Genomic DNA, 17,050 nt, shown 5'->3' with positions numbered 1-17,050 from the left:
CCCCATGGCCGGGCGGAGAAGATCGCAGACGCGGTCGTTTTGGTCTGCTCTGACCGGCGCCTCCGTAAAACGAGCCGCCTGAACGACCGATGGCGGTCACGCTGCCGCTGGAACAAGCGCAAAGTCAAAGGAGGCGCTACCCGCCTTTCACGGCCCGCCCGGGTAGCGTGACTTCCGCCGGCCCGAGTGCTCTGCCCGCCGCGATGGTGCTCGCGTTTCCCAGCGTCACCTCGGCGATCGCGCCCATCGCCTCGGCAGTGAAGAAGGCCTGATGGCCGGTCACCAGCACATTGGGGAAGGTCAGCAAGCGGGCGATGACGTCGTCATTCAGAATCTCGTTCGAAAGGTCCTCGAAGAAAAGGTCGGCCTCCTGCTCGTAGACGTCGATTGCAAGGCCGCCGAGCTGCCCGGACTTGAGCGCGTCGATCACGGCGTCGGTGTCGATCAACCCGCCACGGCTGGTGTTCACCAGCACCATCCCCGGCTTCGCGAGGGCGAGTGTATCCGCCCGGACCACGTGATGGGTTTCGGTTGTCAGGGGACAATGCAGCGTCAGTATATCGGCTTGGGCGGCGATCTCGCGAGGCGCAGCGTAGGTGACGCCGATCCCTACCAGTGCCGGGTCGGGGCGGACGTCATGGGCCAGGACGCGGCAACCGAAGCCGGCGGCCAAAATGCGCGCGACGATAGCGCCGATCTTGCCGGTGCCGAGGACGCCCACCGTCTTGCCGTGCAAGTCGAAACCGAGAAGGCCTTCGAGCGCAAAGTTTCCATCCCGTGTGCGCTGATAGGCCCGGTGGATGCCGCGCACGAGGCTGAGGATCAGTCCGACGGTGAACTCAGCCACCGCATGCGGCGAATAGGCAGGCACCCGGGCGACCTTCATCCCCAGCCGCTCAGCAGCGGCGAGGTCAACATTGTTGAACCCCGCGCAGCGCAGCAGCACTACGCGTGTGCCATCCGCGGCGAGGCGCTCCAGAACGGCGGCACCAAGATCGTCGTTGACGAACACGCAGACCGCTTCGGCTCCGGCCGCGAGCGGCGCCGTGAGCGGCGCGAGGCGTGGCTCGAGGTACAGGATCTCGTGCCGCGTGCCCTCGTTCACTGCATCGAAGCTGCGGCGGTCGTAGGGTTTGGTGCTGAACATTGCGATGCGCATGGACTTCTCCTCCCGACTCTCGCGCTCTGCAGCCAACCTACAGTGCCTCTAGCCGAGCATGAGCTGGACGGCGATGATCTTGGCGATAGTCATGGTGGGGAAGACGATCGCGTAGCCGACATCGGCGCGGTCGGAGCCCAACATGCGGTTGGCGCCCGCGAGAATGGCCGGGTTGCCTGTGGCCCCTGAGCAGACGCCGAACAGGTCGTCGATGCGGATACGTAGAAGCAGGTGGCCAACCAGGAGCACTGTCAGCACGATGGTCGCGAGAACCAGGGCGGCGCCGAGAAGGACAGCGAGGCCTTGTGCGGCAACGGTATCGACGAAGGGCCGGCCGGAGGCGATGGCGACTTGGCCCAGGAAGATCGAGAGGCCGAAATTGCGCAGCACCATGTTGGCGGCCACCGGCATACGCCAGCCTATCCCGAAGGTGCTCCCCCGCCAGCCGAGGAACAGGGCGACGACCAACGGTCCGCCCGCGACGCCGAGGCTGAAACTCCCACTGCCCGGCAGGGGGATCGTGACCAGCCCCACCAGTAGCCCGAGCGCCATGCCGATGCCCATGGAAACGAAGGACAGCTCGGCGTTGCCTTTCACGCTGTCCCCGAAATGCGCGACGAGGTCTGGGCGGCGCCCCGCTTCGGCAAGTAAGACGAGAACGTCGCCGTATTCGAGTTCGAGATCCGGGCCCGCTGGCATGAGGGAATCGCCGCGACGGACCTGGGCCACCCGCACCGGAAAGCTCGGCTTCGGCATAGTGGCCAGGGTGCAGCCCCGGAACGCCGGCTTCGAGATCATGACGCGGACCACGTCTAGGTCAGCGCGGTCCTTCGCCAAGCGACCCTCCTCCTCCTCCCCCAAAGCGACCACGGCTTTGTCCACCGCAGCGGGCGGACCGAAGATGAGCAGCCCGTCGCCCGCGGCGAGTCGTGCGCCCGGCTCGGCCGGAGCGTTCTGATGGTTGTGCCGCATGGCTAGGACGGTGACGCCCTCGGGCAGGCTGGCGCTGATTTCGGCCACGGTGCGGCTGGCTGCATCGGGACGCACCGTGATCTCCGCATGCCGCAGCGTCGGGCTGGGGGCGGGGATCTGCAGGTGGAACAGCCGCAGCATGAAGCTCATCAGAAGGATCGGGCCGATTACGCCGATCGGATAGGCGACGGCATAGCCGATGGTCGGTTCAGGGCCCCCGCCAGCAGCGGTGATCGCGGCCTGGAGGGCCGAGGTGCTCGTGCCCGCGCCGGCGAACATGCCGGCCTGGATCGCGGGCGACAGTCCGAGCACGCCGCCGACCGCCTGAGCCGCGAAAAGAGCGGCCACTACGGCCACGAGCGCGAGGAGGATCCAGCGCAGGCCCGGCCCCTTCAGCCCGGCGACGCATTGCGCCCCATACTGAATACCCGTGCCATAGAGGAACATCAGCAGACCCAACGTACCGACTAGCCCGGGCGGCGCGGCGCGCGGTGCGATCGCCCCGATGGCAAGGCCGGAGAAGAGGACGGCGCCCGCACCGAATGTGACGCCAAGGACCGGAATCTGGCCAAGGGCGTAGCCAAGGCCAATAGCCATGAAGAGGGCCAACATGGGCGAGCCCTCGAGGATGCTGCCGAGCAACGCCATGGCACGGTTCTCTCCTTGCCTGCATCCGAGGGTCCGCGGGGCGGGCTTAGGTAGAGAATGCGCGTGAGGCGATGTTCCGTGAAGCGTGAATACGCCTTTCGCGCGACGGAGATCGTTGGCCTGCGTCATTGCGGAAGAAGCGAGGCGAGACCCCGGTCGCGCTCGCGGGATCGGACGGCGATCATGCAAAGCACCCGACCAAGCTAGCAACGGCCGTTTCTCGGGAAGGCTTACCGGAGAGCGGACGTTCCCCTTTCGGCTAGTATCGGACACCCAAAGGGCCGGCTATTGCGATGGGGACACGGACCCGAAAGCGTGGGGACCGCCGTAGACGCTGCACGAGGGGCAGATCGAGGGCGGTGGTGGGGATGGCGGAGAACCCGTCTGCTCGGCAATATCGAGGTCGTGGCGCGCCTGTGCGGCCGGGGTGAACCCGCGTTAGATCAGCGTCTCCATGCCCTTCGGCTGGCGCTGGGGAAGGCCGTCGCCACGTAGCGCGTAGCCGCGCCGGATGATCGATACCTACCGGCTGGATCTGCGGGGTATCCACGGCCCATCGCATTGCCTGCGAGTGACCGTGGTGACCTGAGGCGCGATCGCCTCTCCTACTCCACGACAAGGGACGCCACCATCCGCACGGTTATCATGTGGATATAGTTATTTCGTTCACTCCTTACGGATATGATCTCGCGGGGACGCAAACTAGGTCCACCTGGAGATCATTGATGAAGAATATTCTGCTCGCCTCGGCTGTGATGGTATCCGGTTTGGTCCTCGCCCCTCGGGCCTGGGCCCAGCAGGAAGCCATGGCCATGTTCTACCAGATGGAGATGGCTCCGCGGGTGTGTGCATGGAGCGACGCTGCTAGCCCGGCCAAGATCACCGCTGCGATTGCCGGTCAGGAGCGTGCCCTCGGCGTGACCGCAGCCCAGCGGACCAATCTGATGCGCGCCGCCGAGGCCGACCTACGGTCGGACCGCGCCAACTGCGCTGCGGATGGAATGCTGCGTATGATGTACAACGAAGCCGTCAAGTGACCTGACGTCAGTCAGTGAATAGCTAACGACCATCGGCATTCACTGGCGCCTCGCCAGCCTGTCCCTGAGATCCGGCTGGTCCAGGGCGACGACACGCGGTGTAGGATCAAAGATCCTCGGCGAGTTGCTCGGCCGGGTAAGCCGGCCGCCGTCATCCGCGCGGTCGCGATGGGTTCGGCCGTCGTCGTGGCGTGCCTGCGGCAATCTTGCGCGACAGCCAGTTGAGCGCCTGTGACGTGCTGTCGACCTGATCGTCGTGCGTGCCATTCGGAAAGGCTAGCAACTCCGATAGATACGTCGCCAGCCACGACGCCTCTCGCGGCAGCAGCACCTGCCCGGCTTCGAACATCGGCGCCTGGGCCAGCAGCCGCGCCTCCTTGTCGTACTGCGGACGCCACAGGATCGGCTTCACCGCCCTGTGCAGCCGCATCTCCTGCACCACGGCCCGGCCTATGTCGGTCTCACGGTGCTGTGCGGCGAGTTCGGCCCCATGGGCGCATCATCGGTCGTGGCCCGCGCGCGCCACTTGGCCACCGTGGTGCAACTCAGACCGCGGCGCCGGGCCATGCAGCTGGTCTTTTCTTGCGACGCTTAGAGCTCGGCTCGAATTCGCGGCGTTGTTCGGGCTGAACCATGAAGACTGCCTGCCATAGCGCTTCCTCCCCCTCACGGGTCAAAGTTGCGTCACGACTCTCCGGGACCAAACACTTAGGAATGATCCGCTTCCGGGTTCCCGCTGCCGCCTTCCAACCCTGGCATTTGTCCAAAGGCGCGCACGGCCGTGATGCGTTCGGGCGTGTTCAACAACAGGCTGAGCAGGTCTGTCTCCAGCCGCAGTCCGTCCTGCAATGGCAGGTCCTGGGCGGCGTGTATGGCCTCCTTGGCGAAGGCCAGGGCCAGTGGCGACCGCGCCGCCAATTGCCGCGCCAGCGCCTCGGTCTCGGCTGCCAGCGCGGCCGGCGGCACGATGCGCGTAACAAGCCCGGCGGTCAGTGCGCGCCCGGCCGAAATACGATCGCCGGTCAGCATCATGTCCATGGCCAGGGCGGTCCCCACCGCGCGAGGCAAGCGCTGCGAGCCGCCGACGCCGGTCAGCATACCAAGCCCCGTTTCCGGGAAACCGAAACTTGCGTCCTCCGCGCAGATCCTGATGTCGCAGGCCAGCGCCATTTCCAACCCGCCGCCCAGGCAATAGCCGTGGATGCTGGCGAGGACAGGCTTGCGCAATTCCTCCAACGGCTGAAGCCAGCGCGCCGTCATGCGGGACTGTCGCGCTTCGGCCGCGGAGGGCACCTCGTCGAATTCGTGAATATCCGCGCCGGCGCAGAAGGCGCGCGGACCTGCGCCCCGCAGGACGACGACGCGCACCTGTGCATCCTCGGCAGCCATACGGGCCGCGCGACCGAGAGCGGCCCGCATGGCGGCGTTGACCGCGTTCAGCTTGGCGGGGCGGTTCAGCGTGACCCATGCGATGCCGCCCGACACAGCGAACAGGACCACCTCTTCCTCAGCCATCGACGGGGCGCCGCAACACCAGCGTGACCTTGTCCACGTGAAAGACCTCCACGCCATCCTGGTTGGTGACATGGTCACGGAAGGTGACGACGCCATGTTCAGGATTGCGGGACTCCTTGCGGGAAACGACCTCCACCTCCGTGCGGATGCTGTCGCCTGGCCGTACGGGGACGAGGAAGCGGCCGTTCTCGATGGCGAGCTGGCCCACCATCGTCTCCCGGAACAGGCTCTCCGTCATGGCGGTGGAAATCGCCATGATCATGCCGCTCGGCACGATGCGGCCCCCGAAACGGGTTTTGCGTGCCGCATGCTCGTCGATGAAAAGCGGCACGTGATAACCGACATAGGCACAGAAGAAGGAGAGGTCGCCATCGGTGATGGTGCGGCCATAGGTGGGGAAGCGCCGCCCCGGCTCGAAGTCCTCCCAATAGAGGCTCATCGCGCCGCGTCCGGGATCACCGCGATCGCATGGATCTCGATCAAGGCATCCGGCCGCAGCAGTCCCGAGACGAGCACACCGGTCGACGTCGGCATGCCGCGCTTGAAAAACTCCCGACGCACGGCCGCCGTGCCGCGGTAATTCTCGGTGGTGGTGAAGTGATCGACGGTCTGGACGATATCGTCGAAGGTGCAGCCGGCTTCCTCCAGCAGCGGCGCCCATTTGCGGAAGACCTGGCGCGTCTGTTCCACGATGTCGCCGGGGGCAGTGATATTGCCCGCGTCATCCGTGCCCGTGGTGCCCGAGATGAAGAGCAGGTTTCCGGCGCGCCGCGCCGGCCAGTAGGTGTAGCGATCCGACCAGGGCTTGCCACCCGTGATCCGCCCTTCCGGGGCTGCCTCGTCCGGCATTGAAATTCCTTTCATTTTAGTGTTGGCGCCGATCCACGAAGCGCACCGCCTTGGTTTCACGTGACGGATCGTAGATGGCAAGACGCTCCTCCACCACGACGCGTGGCCGCACGCCGATGGTCGCCTGCACGGCGGCAAGCACCGCCGCGGAAGCAGCGATGGGTTCACCGCGCGGTGCGATGCGCAGGATCAACTCGTCCATCGAGAAGGGGTCGGCCGGGTCCATCCGGTCGACCACGACCTGAAACTCATCCAGCCCTTCAACGGACTGCATGCTGCCCAGAAGTGCGGCGGGGTTGATCAGCATCCCCTTCACCTTCAGCAGATCCTTGGTGCGCACGATGGGCCCCACGACCCGCTCGCCACTTCGGCCGCAATGCGGGCATGTGCGCCGGTCGAGCGAGACGATGTCACCGACCAGGTAGCGCATCAGCACGGTGCCACGCCGGTCAAGATGCGTGATCGCCAGCGGCCCGCGTTCGCCATCTGGCAGGGGGCGTCCCGTATCGGGGTCCACGACCTCATGGTGCAGCAGTTCGGGGGCGGGATTGTGCCAATCCGCTTCCTCGTGGCATTGCGCCAGGCCACCGGATTCGGTGGAACCGTAGCGGTCGAAGACAATACTGCCGGCGGCACCCAGTTCCCGCATCAGTCGGCGCAGATCCTCGCGCAAGGCGGGGGAGCTCGCCTCACCCGTCACCGCGCACATGCGGACCGACCGGAAATCAGCGCCGATATCCTGCGCGCGGATCAGCACGCGGCGGATAAAGCTCGTCACCCCCCAGAGCACGGTCGCGCGATGCCGCTCGACCAGGCGAACGGCCTCCTCCATCGGCTTCTGCACGCCAAAGGGCCCAACGGGCGCCCCACCCAATGCGGCCGCGACGGAAGCACCGGCGGCATAGGCCAGGGTCGAGGAGCGCATGAACGCCCCCATCGACGCGGCGGTCAGCGGAAACAGGTTGGCGATCACGTCACGGTCGTTGATGCCCGCGATCTCGGCGACGCGCCGGTTCAGCAGCAGGTAGCCGTGATAGTCCAGCGTCGTGTTGTAGATGGGCGTCGGGTCGCCGGAACTGCCGGTGGTATGCACGACCTCCCACAGCGCCCGCTCGGCCACCGGCAGGTCGGGGCAGTCGAGACGGAAGGCGAGCGGCTGGTCCATCAACGCCTTCTTCGGCGTCAGCGGCAGGCGCCACAGGTCGTCGATACCCCGGATCGCATCCAGATCGACGCCCGCCCAGGCCTGCTGGTAATAGGCATGGCCGCGCCGGCACAGCGCCAGCATATGCCGCAGCTTCGAATCTTGGATGCCCCGGATCTCAGCCGCAGACAAGCGCAAGGTGTCCTGCATTTCTCTTCAATCCACGCGGATGTTGTTGTCGCGAACCACCTGGCCCCATTTTTCCGTCTCGGCGACGATGTGGCGGGCGAAGGCTTCGGGTGTCGAAGGGATCACGTCATACATCTGGCTCGTCAGGCGCTCGCGCAGCGGCGGGTCGTTCAGCGTGTCCACGATAGCGCGGTTCAGGATGGCCACCAGCGCGGGCGGCGTGGTGCCCGGGACCAGCGCCCCCATCCAGGTCGTGACCTCATAGCCAGGGTAGCCCATCTCCGCGACGGTGGGGATTTCCGGCGTAACGGGCGACCGCCGCAGGCTGGTGATGCCAATCGCGCGCAATTGGCCGGCGCGCACGCGCGGCAGCGCCCCCGGCGCGTTGTCGAACATCACGTCGATGCGTCCCGCCATCAGATCCACCTGTGCCGGGGCCCCGCCGCTGTAGCCCACGGTGACCAGCCGAATCCCCGCCATCGTGCCCAGCAACCCGCCCGAAAGCTGCCCGGAGGAGCCGACACCGACCGCGCCGTTGGTGATTTGATTCGGCCGGGCGCGCGCCGCGGCAATCAGGTCCGGAAATGCCTGAATCGCGGAGCTGGGCGGTACGACCACGATGTTCGGCACCGACACCATCAGGCTGACCGGGGCCAGGTCGCGCTGGGGATCGAAGGGCATGCGCATCATGTGCGGCAGCACCGTCAACGGCCCAAAGACGCCAAGAACGAGCGTGGTGCCATCGCCGGGCGCCCGTGCCGCGGCCTCGGTGCCGGGAATGCCGTTCGCGCCCGGGCGGTTTTCCACGACGATGGCCCGACCGAGCCGTTCGGCGACACCCGGGGCCACGCTGCGGACCACGATGTCGCCTGTGCCACCTGCCGCGTAGGGCACCAGCCAGCGCAGCGGACGGTTCGGCAATTCCTGGGCCGCGGCGGGCAAGGCCAGGACAGCGCCCAACAGCAAGGGCAATGCGCGTGTCAGCATGGCTGTGTGTCTCCGTTTGTTGAAGGGGAAGGTTCGACCGCAAAGCCGCCGAGCCGGCCGATCGTGGCCGCTGCCCCCGTCACCAGATCCCGCAGGATTGCGGCCGCCGGGCGGATGTCACGCAGCATCCCGGCGACCTGGCCGGCGGGGTTGCTCACCAGGTCGAGACGGCCCGCCTGGCGTGCGGAATGGAGAAAATCCTCGAGCAAGACCTTCTGGTGCGGCATGCCCAGTGGCTCCAGCCCCGTCGCGGCCCATTCCGCATGGATGACATTGCGGAAGGTCCGGGCGGTTTTGCCGGTGTAGATGCGGGTCGCCAGGAAATCCTCCGAGCGCCCATCGACGATCTGCGCGCGATGGTCAGGATGCAGATAGGCTTCCTCGGCGAACAGGAAGGCGGTGCCGCACCACACGCCTTGCGCGCCAAGCGCCAGCGCCGCCGCCACGCCGCGCCCATCGGCGATACCGCCGCCGGCGAGCACGGGAATGTCACCGGCGGCATCGACGACTTGCGGCAACAGGGGAAAGGTTGAAATGGTGCCGACGTGGCCGCCGGCCTCCGCGCCCTGGCAGACGATCAGGTCCACGCCGGCGGCGATCTGGCGTCGGAGGTTGCCGAGGCTACCGACGAGCCCCGCGACGAGCGTGCCCACCGCGCGCGCACGCGGCATCAGTTCGGTGGGGTCACCGAGTGCCACGACAAACAGCGGGACCCGTTCCTCAAGTACAACCTGTGTCTGCGCGCCGGTCAACGCCGGCGTCCAGGTCAGGTCGAGGTCGATCGGAAGGCGTGGCACACCGTGGCGTTCATGTAGGGCGTCGACGAAGGCCCAATGCCTGGGGTGATCCTTGCGTATCTCGGCACGGATTTCCTCGCGCGTGCCGTCGCGCGTCGAAAGCCTGGCAGGCAAAATCAGATCGACGCCGAAGGGATGCGGTGTAAGCGCACGTACGGCGCGAATGGCATCGCGCAATTCTTCAGGCGTGAGGCCGGAGCCTCCGAGGCACCCCATGCCGCCAGCATTGCTGACGGCGGCAACCAATGGGGGCGTCGTCAGCAGGCCGCGATAGATCCCCATGCCTGCCTGTACGATGGGGTATCGCACAGACAGCCGCGCACAGAGCGGTGTGGAAAGCACTGCGATGATGATCTCCTGCCGAGATCGCGACGCTAAACCTGTATGGCAGAGGGCCACAAGCCGCATACGGCGAGCTTGACGCCATTGCCGGCCCATGGAGATTAAAGGCGCGCAGTTTGGGGCGGCAGGAAAAAGCAAATGGATCTGGAACTTGTCGGCAAGGTTGCGCTGGTCACCGGCGCCAGCCGCGGGATCGGGCGCGCGATCGCGCAGCGTCTGGCGACCGAAGGCGCGACGGTTGCGCTGGTGGCCCGATCGGCTGATGCGCTTGCCTCGGTGGCTGCGACAATGCCTGGCGATGTCTTCACGCTTGGGGCCGACCTCTCGTCGCTCGCTGGCGTTGAGGCCGCGGTCGCGGCTGTGCTGGCCCGTTTCGGGCGGATTGACATCCTGGTGAACAACGCCGGCGCCATCCCGGCCGGCGATTTCCTGACAATGCCCGACGAGGCCTGGATCGATGCGTATTCCCTGAAACTGCACGGCTACATTCGCGCCGCGCGGGCGGTTCTGCCGATCATGCAGCGCCAGAATGGAGGGCGTATCGTGAACGTCATCGGTGCTACGGCGCGCAACCCACTGCCGACCTATCTGGCGGGGGGTGTCGCCAATGCTGGGCTGGTGAATTTCACCAAGGGTCTCGCCGATATCGGCGCCGCGCATAATATCCTGGTGACTGGTGTGTCGCCGGCCGCCACCGCGACGGATCGGATTGAAGAGCAGTTCGTGCAGATCGCCGCCGCGACGGGCCAGACGGTTGCGGCGGTGCGCGCCGAGCGGATGCAACGCCAGCCATTGGGCCGGATGGCGTCGCCCGAGGATATCGCAGATATGGTCGCCTTCCTGGCTTCCGCGCGCGCGTCCTTCGTTTCGGGCGCATGTGTCACAGTCGATGGCAATTCAACCCGCGGTGTCTGGCTGTGATCGCCGACGCATCGCGCTTCTTCGAGGATTGGCGACTGGAGGAAACCCTGGCCACGCATGGCCGCACGGTGACCGAGGCGGATGTCGCCAATTTTGCCGGCCTGACGGGCGACATCAATCCACTGCATATGGATGCGGTCTATGCGGCCAGCACACGCTTCGGCCAGCGGTTGCCGCACGGGCAGTTGCTGTTCGTGCTTGCTCTGGGCCTAGCGGAGCGCGTGATAGCGCCTTTGTTCCACAGCAGTGTCGTGGCATTCGCGGGTGTGGACCGTTTGCGCTTCGTGCGTCCGGTTTTTATCGGCGACACCATTCGGCTGGAACGCCGCGTGATGGCGTTGGAGGTTCGCGATGCAGACACAGGTATGCTGGTTTTCGATGACCAGGTGCTGAAGCAGGACGGCAGCGTCGCGATCGCCTTCCGTCCACGCTATCTGATGAAGCGCAGGCCAGCATCTTGCTGAAGGTTGAGCTGGTCGTGACGGAGGAACCGGTTGTGGCGGTTGCCTTTCGGAGAGGTGCAGGATGATCGGCCGTCCCTTTCCGTCGCAAGCGGCATAGAGCCTGGAATTCAGCCCTGCCTTGGTGCGTCCGATGCGGTGGGGAACACGTCCTCTTTGAGTAGGCTGGCCGCGGTCCGGAAGGCCTTGAGGTGGGCCGCATCGATCATCACTCCGTCGCGCTGGCCATCCTCACCGTTCAGTCGCCCGATTCGGCGACGAGGAGCTTGAACCCGGCCGGTACGTTGGGAAAATTAGTCGTAATTCATCGCCCTCTAAATTCGCGGCGCGACCGTCAACGAAGTGTACCGGCACAATGGTGTTGGCCTACAGCTGCCGAAGAACCAGCACCATAGGTTTGTCAGCCGCTCCGGTCGCTCGCCTTAGGTGCGCGGCATCTTCATGCCGATGAACCGCCGCCGCGCGCCAAAGGCTAACCAGGCCAGGGAAGCGACCTTGGCATTCAACGCTTCATCCATCCCCATTTCCGCTATGACATGCGCCTGAGCCTCCCGGGCGCGCGCAAACTGCGCCGAAAGGCAACCACGACCCTCGACCGCCCAATGCCTGCCCGTGCTGGACGACGGCATCCCAGTCGATGGCGGTGAGTGTTTCGTCCCCGGCCATGCGTTCGAAGATCACAGCCCCGAGCTGGGGCGGTGGCGACTTGCTTCCCCCGCGCGAGCAATCGATCTCGACATCACCGGGTTTGTTCATCCAGACGTGCCGGGTGAGCGCTGCCACTGTCCGTCGTCGAATGCTTTGAGACAGCGGGATCGGTTGGCTAACGGAGGCTCTGGCCCATCGACCCGCAGTCGTGCATGCTGCGCCATTCTCGCCCCTTGGTCCCACGGCAGCAAGCGACGCAGCTGCTCCGGCAGAGGGGTCGGCCAAAACCGTCGCTGGCGGCCTTGCGGGCCTTAGGTCGCGTGGCCTGAACGCATCCAATGGACCGCTAGAAACGCGCTATGCAGGGCAGGCATCGAGACGGCGGCATTCATGTGGTGAAGCGCCCTTCCGCCTGTCGCGCTATTTGTTGACTGTCATCCGAGCTACGTGCAACGAACTCGGCATGACCAAGCGCGCCTCCCTCCTTCCTGCAACCCTGCCTCGACACCTGGCAGACCAGCTCGCCCTCGACATCGAGCGTGGCGAGTTCCCCCCGGGGACGCGGCTGAGCGAGGCTGCCATCGCCCTGCGCTTCGGCACCAGCCGCGGCCCGGTACGCGAGGCGCTGGCCCTGCTGGCCCGCGATGAACTGGTCGAGTTGCGGCCACGGCATGGCGCCTTCATCCTGGCGCTGTCTGCTGATCAGTTGGACGAGATGTTTGAACTTCGTGGCGCCCTCTACGCGCTGGCTGTGCGCCTCTTCACGAGCCGCGCAACCCAGGAGCAGCTGGCCGAATGCACCCGGCACACCGAAGCGGTGCTGAAGCTCGCCGAAAATCCGGCCGCCCTGCCGCAAGACTTCGCCCGCGCGAATCAGGCCAAGAGCCTTTTCATCGTCAGCCACGCCGGCAACCAGCGGCTGCTCGACACCATGGGCCGCATGACGCGGCAGGCATTCCAGCACTATGCTGCACTCGCCCATCTGACGACAGAACGGCGGCGCGAAACCGCATCTTCGGGTGCGCGCATGCTTGAACAGATGAAGCAGCGTGATGCCGCCGCGGCGTCGGCGATCGCATGGCACATCGTCGAGGCCAGCCATGCCGCTGTTCGGTCAGCACTTGGCACGCGCCCGACTGCCGCCGAAAAGGCGCCTGACTGAACGCAGGCGGCCGTCGGTCTCTCAGCTCGGAAGATTGAAGACGCGCAAAGCGTTATCCCTAAGCATCTTCCTCTCGGGGACCGGCCGGAATTTCAGGTCGGAGATGTCATTCATCGCACGCTCCGGATCGATAACCCACCAGTCCGTGCCGAATAAGAACTTATCCTGGCCGTATGTGTTGATGTAGTGATTCACGTTGGCACCCCAGTGCTTGGGCGCGTAGGCATCGCCAGCCATGAAGACATTCGGGTGCTTCTGGCAGACCGCGATCATCTCCTCGGTCCAGGGATACCCAAGATGGATGCCGATGATGGTCAGCTCGGGGAAGTCGATGGCGACACGATCGAGCGTGATCGGCTTGGCCACTGTCGCCAGCCGATTATCCGAACGATACAGCAGGCAATGCCCGACCTGCATCATGATCGGAATCCCAAGCTCCGCGCATCGAGCGTAATAGGGATAGTAGATTGCCGCGTCCGGCGCCTGCCCGAACCAGTGCGGATAGAGATGGGCACCGACGAACCCCAGTTCCTTCACCGCATAGTCGAGTTCCTTCAGCCCTGCGATGCCACGGAGCGGGTCGATGCCGGCCAAGCCGGAATACCGGTGCGGGTATTTCTGGCAGGCCTCGTGCACCATCTCGTAGGGAATTTCGACGGAGGTGCTCATGCGCGGGTCACCGCATCGGAACGCGATGAGCAATGACCGCTCGATACCGGCCCGGTCCATCTTCTCGATGTACTGTTCGTGCGTCAGGCCGGCGCGATAGCCGCCTTCCAACCGGACCTTGTCGCGAAAGCGATCGTCGGTCGGTACCCTATTCTGGGCGATGACCTCGGGTGTGTACATATTCACGACGATATCGATTGCCCCGTAGCCGAGCTTCGTCCTGGACGCGTCGAAGTTAAATTGTTTCGCGGTCATGGCTCCACCCCACACACACCGACCCAGGCTAGAGCGGCGTCACGCAGCGGACCCTAGCCTTGACTGGCTGATTGTCAACAATCGATTTTGTATGCCTAGACGGGATTATTTCGTAGTTTACACAAGGATGACGACAGTTGACATATTGCCAGAATAGCTGCCACCACCCAATCCCGTGACCTTCACCTCCGCCCACGGCAACCGGAGACGTTAATCGGATCACGTTCGGCCTGCGTTTGAGGAGAGGGCGAAGCGATGTCCCATTCGGCACCGGCGCAGCAGCGCATGTCCGGCAGTGTCACCTTCGCGCACGGCATCCGGGCGGCCGCCTACAGAACGCCAGGCAAGACGGCGCTTCAGGTCGGAACACAGGCGATGAGCTTCGCCACCCTGTCGGGCCGCATCGATCGCTTCTCCAACCTTATCCACGCAGGCCTGGGGATTGCGCCGGGACTGCGCATCGGCATCGTGGCCATCAACCGCATGGAGTATGTGGAGGTGGTCTGCGGCGCCGCGGCCGCTGGCGTCGCAGTGACCACAGTGGGGCCCGCTGCATCGGGGATCGAGATTGCCTTCATCGCGCAGGACGCGGCACCGCAGGCGCTGTTCGTCGACCCAGGGCTAGAGGAGATGGTTCGGGCCCATGCCGGTGACCGGGTAAAGCACATCATCCCGTTCGGCCCGGCTTATGAAGATCTGTTGCTCTCCGCGGCCGATGCGCCCTGCCCCGTCGACGTGGACGAGACAGATGTATTCTGCATCCCCTACACATCAGGCTCGACAGGACGCCCCAAAGGCGTTCAGCTGACGCATCGCGGGCGCGTGCTGGCAGCCTTTGCCACCGCGGCGGAACACGGGTGCTATTCGCCGGATGATCGCGCGATCGCCATCACGCCGCTGTTTCACGGCGCCGGCCTGCTGGCGACCCTGACGCCGCTGTTCTTCGGCGCCAGCGTCAGGCTCATGCAGAAGTTTTCCGTCGAGGAGCTACTGCAGACGATCGAAACCTTCGCCGCCACCAGCACCTACATGATCCCGTCGCATTTCTCCGCGATCCTGGACCTTGGCGATCGCGCAGGCCGATACCGCACAGACTCCCTGAAGGCGGTGATGTCGGGCACCTCGCCCCTCAGCCAGTCGGTGAAGGAGCGGATCATCGGCTACTTCGGCGAGGGGAAGCTCTACGACCGCTACGGTTCGACCGAGGGCGGCATCGTCTCCTGCCTGCGGCCGAAGGACCAGAGGCGCAAGATCGCCTGCGCCGGCCAGCCCATGCCCCTGACCCGCATCCAGCCCATGACGCCGGAGGGCCTGCCCGTGCAACCTGGCGAAGCCGGCGAGATCGCGGTCTCCTCGCCGTACTTGTTCGCCGGATACCTCAATCTGCCGGAGCAAACGCAGCGGGTGATGAAGGACGGTTGGTACATCACCGGCGACATCGGCCGCATTGACGAGGAGGGCTACCTCTACCTGCTCGCGCGCAAGAACGACATGATCATCTCGGGCGGCGAGAACATCTATCCGACGGAAATCGAGGATATCATCGCCTCGCATGACGCCGTCGCGGCCTGCGCCGTGGCGGGGGTGCCGCATCCTTACTGGGGCGAGGCCGTGACCGCCTTCGTTGTCCTGCGCGAAGGTAGAACCGTCGATGCCGACACGTTGATCAACCTCTGTCGCGCCAGTCTGTCTCGGTACAAATCGCCGAAGGACATTCGCTTTGTCGCCGATCTACCGCGGAATCCGATGGGCAAGATCCTGCGCGGCCGCCTGGCGGGCGACATCGCTTCGACCTGACCACAGTCATTTTCCCAGGATTCTCGCGACAAGGAATGTTGCCCCGATGACGACGCGTCCAGAAGCCACACGGAAGATGGCACCCGCATGAGCGCGAGCGCACGGGACCCACTGATGCGCGCCACGGCCGGGCGCGGCGTGACGCAGCTCATGACCTGGGCCGCCGGGGCGTCCGTTCGCGATCTGCCAGCCCCCATTCGCCGGCGCGCCGCCCTCATCCTGGCAGACAATCTGGGTGCGATGGTCGCAGCAACGAGCGAGCCCATGGTGCAGGCGGCCCAGCAGGACCTCCTCCGCCGCTCGTGCCACGCAGAAGCCACCATCTTCGCGCGCGGCGCGCCACGCGGCGATCGAAGTGCCGCCGCGGCCGTCAACGGCATGGCGGCGACCTGGTGCGAACTCGACGAAGGCTTTCGCAGCGCCCCCTGCCACGCCGGCGCCTATGTCATCCCGGCCTTGCTGGCCGAGGCGGAAGCGTCCGGCCTGCCGCTGTCCCGGATGCTGGTCTGCCTCGCGCTGGCCTACGAGATCACCGCGCGGGCGGCGCGGGCCTTCCCCTACCCTGTCATGACCGTGCATCCGCATGCGGGCTTCGTCACGATCGGCGCGGCCGCCGCATCGGCGCTGGTGCGCGGCTGCGATGCCGCCACGCTGCTGGGCGGGGTCACCGGGGCTGCCAGCATGAGTTTCGCCGGCCCGTTCAACCATGCCGTCGACGGCGTGATGGTGCGCAACGCCTGGACATCGGCCGGCGCCTGGGTGGGGATGCAGGCGGTCGACTGGGCGATGCGCGGGATCAGCGGCATTCCGGAGACGTTCTACGATGTGTTCGTCGGCGCCTTCGGAACCGACGTCGCGCCTGGTGCCCTGACGGAGGGCCTGGGAGAAGCCTGGGCGGTCGCCGACGGCTACCACAAGATTTTTGCCTGCTGCCAATATGCCCACAGCGCGGTCGAGGCGAGCCTGGTGTTGCACCAACGGCTCCGCAGCGAAGGGCTAGACCCCGATGCGATACATGAGGTCGTCGTTGCGACTCACCCCCGCGGGCTGCTGCTGACGACCGTCGAACCTGCGACGGATCTCGCCGCACGCTTCTCCATGCCGCATGCGACCTCGGCCTCGGCCGTGCTGGGCACTGGCGGGCAGGCAGCCTTCTCCGCCCAGGCGATGGCCGACCCACGCATCGCCAACCTTCGCCGGCGTGTCAGCCTCGTCCCGCATCCCAATATCCAGCCTTCCCCGAACGACCGGCCCGCGCGCGTGCTCTGGCGCCTGCGCGATGGCCGGGAATGGGCCGCCGACTGCAGTAGCGCGCAAGGCGGCGCCGACCGGCCGTTCGACGAGGCGACGCTGCTGACCAAGCTGCGGGAGAACACAGGCAGCGACTTCCCCGCCATGGCCGATAGGCTGTGGGAAGTCGTGGAAGGCACCGGGCATGACAACATGCCCTGGCGCGACATGGTATCGAGAATAACAGCGGAGACTGCCAAGTGAACGA

General features: G+C 65.7%; 16 protein-coding genes and 1 pseudogene. 6 read left to right on the top strand and 11 right to left on the bottom strand.

The genetic code is table 11. The features are described 5' to 3' along the window. Positions 1 to 136 precede the first annotated feature (136 nt). Positions 137 to 1,159 (bottom strand): 2-hydroxyacid dehydrogenase, encoded by a 1,023-nt coding sequence (locus tag ACQW02_RS09970; RefSeq protein ID WP_431285089.1) that lies wholly within the window; start codon positions 1,157 to 1,159, stop codon positions 137 to 139. A 48-nt stretch (positions 1,160 to 1,207) separates the two neighbouring features. Further along, the gene (locus ACQW02_RS09965) at positions 1,208 to 2,779 is read right to left on the bottom strand and encodes an aspartate:alanine exchanger family transporter (protein ID WP_431285088.1); all 1,572 of its coding nucleotides are present in this window, start codon (positions 2,777 to 2,779) and stop codon (positions 1,208 to 1,210) included. A gap of 725 nt (positions 2,780 to 3,504) precedes the next feature. Here ACQW02_RS09965 and ACQW02_RS09960 point away from each other — a divergent pair. After that, on the top strand, positions 3,505 to 3,816 hold the full coding sequence (locus ACQW02_RS09960) for a hypothetical protein (RefSeq protein WP_431285087.1): 312 nt from the start codon (positions 3,505 to 3,507) through the stop codon (positions 3,814 to 3,816). A 151-nt stretch (positions 3,817 to 3,967) separates the two neighbouring features. On the opposite strand, the gene terL is transcribed toward ACQW02_RS09960, so the two are convergent. From terL to ACQW02_RS09920, 8 genes and pseudogenes are all read right to left on the bottom strand, one after another. After that, complete coding sequence (gene terL, locus ACQW02_RS09955; protein WP_431285086.1) at positions 3,968 to 4,228, bottom strand: phage terminase large subunit; 261 nt, start codon at positions 4,226 to 4,228, stop codon at positions 3,968 to 3,970. Between the two features lie 50 nt (positions 4,229 to 4,278). Further along, positions 4,279 to 4,467: pseudogene (locus ACQW02_RS09950) on the bottom strand (IS481 family transposase); the annotation flags it as partial. A gap of 57 nt (positions 4,468 to 4,524) precedes the next feature. After that, the gene (locus ACQW02_RS09945) at positions 4,525 to 5,331 is read right to left on the bottom strand and encodes an enoyl-CoA hydratase/isomerase family protein (RefSeq protein ID WP_431285085.1); all 807 of its coding nucleotides are present in this window, start codon (positions 5,329 to 5,331) and stop codon (positions 4,525 to 4,527) included. Next, entirely contained in the window at positions 5,324 to 5,770 is a 447-nt protein-coding gene (locus ACQW02_RS09940) for a MaoC family dehydratase (RefSeq protein ID WP_431285084.1), read from the bottom strand. Before ACQW02_RS09940 ends, ACQW02_RS09945 begins: the two co-directional genes overlap by 8 nt. Next, positions 5,767 to 6,180, bottom strand: coding sequence for a RidA family protein (locus ACQW02_RS09935; RefSeq protein WP_431285083.1), 414 nt, complete (start codon positions 6,178 to 6,180; stop codon positions 5,767 to 5,769). The genes ACQW02_RS09940 and ACQW02_RS09935 overlap by 4 nt, the downstream gene beginning before the upstream one ends. A 16-nt stretch (positions 6,181 to 6,196) precedes the next feature. Further along, entirely contained in the window at positions 6,197 to 7,516 is a 1,320-nt protein-coding gene (locus tag ACQW02_RS09930; protein ID WP_431285082.1) for a phenylacetate--CoA ligase family protein, read from the bottom strand. 24 nt (positions 7,517 to 7,540) lie between these two features. Further along, positions 7,541 to 8,500, bottom strand: a complete 960-nt coding sequence (locus ACQW02_RS09925; protein ID WP_431285081.1) for a Bug family tripartite tricarboxylate transporter substrate binding protein — start codon at positions 8,498 to 8,500, stop codon at positions 7,541 to 7,543. Continuing rightward, a complete protein-coding gene (locus ACQW02_RS09920; RefSeq protein WP_431285080.1) occupies positions 8,494 to 9,705 on the bottom strand; it encodes an NAD(P)H-dependent flavin oxidoreductase in 1,212 nt (403 codons plus the stop codon). The genes ACQW02_RS09925 and ACQW02_RS09920 overlap by 7 nt, the downstream gene beginning before the upstream one ends. A 72-nt stretch (positions 9,706 to 9,777) precedes the next feature. On the opposite strand from ACQW02_RS09920, the gene ACQW02_RS09915 reads away from it, so the two are divergent. From ACQW02_RS09915 to ACQW02_RS09905, 3 genes are all read left to right on the top strand, one after another. After that, positions 9,778 to 10,560 (top strand): SDR family oxidoreductase, encoded by a 783-nt coding sequence (locus tag ACQW02_RS09915; RefSeq protein ID WP_431285079.1) that lies wholly within the window; start codon positions 9,778 to 9,780, stop codon positions 10,558 to 10,560. Further along, entirely contained in the window at positions 10,557 to 11,024 is a 468-nt protein-coding gene (locus ACQW02_RS09910) for a MaoC/PaaZ C-terminal domain-containing protein (protein WP_431285078.1), read from the top strand. Before ACQW02_RS09915 ends, ACQW02_RS09910 begins: the two co-directional genes overlap by 4 nt. A 1,108-nt stretch (positions 11,025 to 12,132) precedes the next feature. Further along, positions 12,133 to 12,831: a GntR family transcriptional regulator gene (locus ACQW02_RS09905; RefSeq protein ID WP_431285077.1), complete on the top strand. Its 699-nt coding sequence runs from the start codon at positions 12,133 to 12,135 to the stop codon at positions 12,829 to 12,831. 21 nt (positions 12,832 to 12,852) lie between these two features. Here the strand turns inward: ACQW02_RS09905 and ACQW02_RS09900 are convergent, their stop codons facing one another. Beyond that, positions 12,853 to 13,755, bottom strand: coding sequence for an amidohydrolase family protein (locus ACQW02_RS09900; protein ID WP_431285076.1), 903 nt, complete (start codon positions 13,753 to 13,755; stop codon positions 12,853 to 12,855). 255 nt (positions 13,756 to 14,010) lie between these two features. Here ACQW02_RS09900 and ACQW02_RS09895 point away from each other — a divergent pair, with 255 nt between their 5' ends. Both ACQW02_RS09895 and ACQW02_RS09890 read left to right on the top strand, forming a co-directional pair. Continuing rightward, a complete protein-coding gene (locus ACQW02_RS09895; RefSeq protein WP_431285075.1) occupies positions 14,011 to 15,552 on the top strand; it encodes a class I adenylate-forming enzyme family protein in 1,542 nt (513 codons plus the stop codon). A gap of 114 nt (positions 15,553 to 15,666) precedes the next feature. Beyond that, on the top strand, positions 15,667 to 17,046 hold the full coding sequence (locus ACQW02_RS09890) for an MmgE/PrpD family protein (RefSeq protein ID WP_431285074.1): 1,380 nt from the start codon (positions 15,667 to 15,669) through the stop codon (positions 17,044 to 17,046). Positions 17,047 to 17,050: the final 4 nt, after the last annotated feature.

It is taken from the genome of Humitalea sp. 24SJ18S-53 (genome assembly GCF_050632385.1).
Lineage (GTDB): Bacteria > Pseudomonadota > Alphaproteobacteria > Acetobacterales > Acetobacteraceae > Humitalea.
Note: the sequence above shows the minus strand (reverse complement) of the source record. Positions and strands in the feature narration are given on the sequence as shown.